Origin of the sequence: Thalassoglobus neptunius, from assembly GCF_007859735.1 — a bacterium.
Taxonomy (GTDB): Bacteria; Planctomycetota; Planctomycetia; order Planctomycetales; family Planctomycetaceae; genus Thalassoglobus; species Thalassoglobus neptunius.
In genome coordinates this window covers 1-1,856 of record NZ_SIHI01000129.1, presented here as the reverse complement: position 1 = coordinate 1,856, position 1,856 = coordinate 1, and the positions used below count along the sequence as shown (strand labels likewise).

The 1,856-nt window shown below is 52.1% G+C and carries 2 protein-coding genes and 1 pseudogene; all 3 read right to left on the bottom strand.

Annotated elements, in window-relative coordinates:
* Positions 1 to 276 precede the first annotated feature (276 nt).
* On the bottom strand, positions 277 to 636 hold the full coding sequence (locus tag KOR42_RS26160) for a hypothetical protein (protein WP_146512736.1): 360 nt from the start codon (positions 634 to 636) through the stop codon (positions 277 to 279).
* Between the two features lie 33 nt (positions 637 to 669).
* Positions 670 to 1,572 carry an STN domain-containing protein gene (locus tag KOR42_RS26155; protein WP_197441630.1) on the bottom strand — a complete coding sequence of 301 codons (903 nt, stop codon included), beginning with the start codon at positions 1,570 to 1,572 and terminating at the stop codon, positions 670 to 672.
* Positions 1,573 to 1,656: 84 nt separating this feature from the next.
* Positions 1,657 to 1,856 (bottom strand): annotated as a pseudogene (locus KOR42_RS26150) (hypothetical protein); the annotation flags it as partial.

Below are 1,856 nucleotides of genomic sequence, written 5' to 3'. Positions count from 1 at the left end.
AATGTCGAATCGTTACTCCCCAACCACTGGCTGGCAACGCACCCCCAACACCGCTGGAACATCGCCGAAAGAAGAAAACAAGAACGCGAAACCAAAGCCAACACCCCGTAGTTCACCATGCGCTTACGCTCTAACCTTCTTAATCCACCCTTTCCCTGTTGGATCGCCCCCTTTTGGTACAAAATATGCGCGATAAAGATGTGTTCCATCGATATACAGTAATGGATCACGGCTAGTGAACCGTCCGAGTGATGGACTCATGTACCGTGCTCGGAACTAGTACGACTCGATTTGAAGCGTACTGGTCGCGGTCAACGCGTCGTCCCATTCTCTGGCTGTGAACAGGAATCGGTTGTCAATATTGGACGATGACCTGACTGTCGTTCCATTGGCCGCGAGAATTGTTGGATCTCCATATGCACTGTATTTGTAGAGTTCTTCCACGCTGCCTGACGAATCCGTAATTGCGCGGATGCTGGTGGAGGCGTCGGCGTGGTAGTAGTACGTATCCGTCGAATCGATCATTGCCACCGGTTCGTCGATCCGGTTGCCGTACAGGTAAATGCGCTGTGGGGATGCAGCGAGGCTGCCGGAGGTGTATTCCGCCAGGATGCTGTGACCGTTGGAGACGAACACCAGGACGGTTGTTCCATCACCGAAGAATCGCTCCTAGAAAAAACCTCCGCCTCCTCCTCCAGTACTTGCCCCGCCGCCACCGAATCCACTTCCCAGCCCTCCTCCTTCCGGAGACTGTGAATCGCCATTCCGCTCTTTTTTCGGCCATCCCGGGAGATCGTCGTGGCCCTTGAGATTGCGTCGCAGTTCATCCAGCAAATGCCGGATCTCGTGATGTGTTGCTCGATTCTGACGTACAATGAAGCTGCTGTGAATAAAACTCAGATCACCATTGCCGCCCTGCTCTTTCCAGGTATTGTCACCAGTTGTGTGAATCAAGACATCGGCCAGAGCTTCAGGATCGTCGATATACAGACCACGGACATCATAGACGCGCGTCTCGTAGTGCTCATCGGCAAGGTGTTTCGGCGTGATGATGACAACGTTGTTCTTGATAACAAAACCAAGATTAAGCGATTCTAACGAGAGCGTCAGCGCGTCTTCCAGACTGACCCCAGAGACATTGAAGGTCAGTTCGTCATCCGTGCTGATTCCCTCGTTGGACAGTTCAAAATGATCAAACAGAATTGGAATCTGATGGACGTCTGACAGATAATCAGCGATTTCTCCCAACGGGGTTTCGATAAAATCCACGAGAGTTGATTGTTGAAGCGCCTCCTCAATTTTCTGCCGAGACATCAGTGTGTCAGAATTCTCTCTTGTCGGGTCATTCCCGCTTGCCGAATCACCTGGGGTTCCGTCCGGGACACTACTCGGTCCAAACGGATTCTCATCGCTCTGAGCTTGTTCTTCTTCGGGAACGACGATGGTTCCGATCACAGGCGGTCGAACTTCTTCCAGCTGAATCTCCTCAACCTGCGCTTCCAGCTGTGAAGACATTATGACCAGACCGAGGATTCCCATCGAGAAGGTCATGCATTTGCAGAAAACTCTCATTCGTTTCTCCCAGCGAGTGCGATGGTTTGAGGAGTTGAGTTGAGACTGCTGTGTTGAAAACAAATCACAGGTTTTGATCGTGGGCTAACGCCTCAGGGCGTAGGCGAGGACTTTGAGGGCGGCTTCGACGAACAGGGCTTTCTCGCTTCTGGCTGAGAGTGCGGCACCTGTGGTTCGCTTCAATCCGCTCATGAATGATTCCACAAGCCAGCGTCTGCCGTATCCTTTTGTTTCGAGTTCTGTCCTGGTCATCTGTGAGCGGTACTCGCCATTCAGCTTACCGT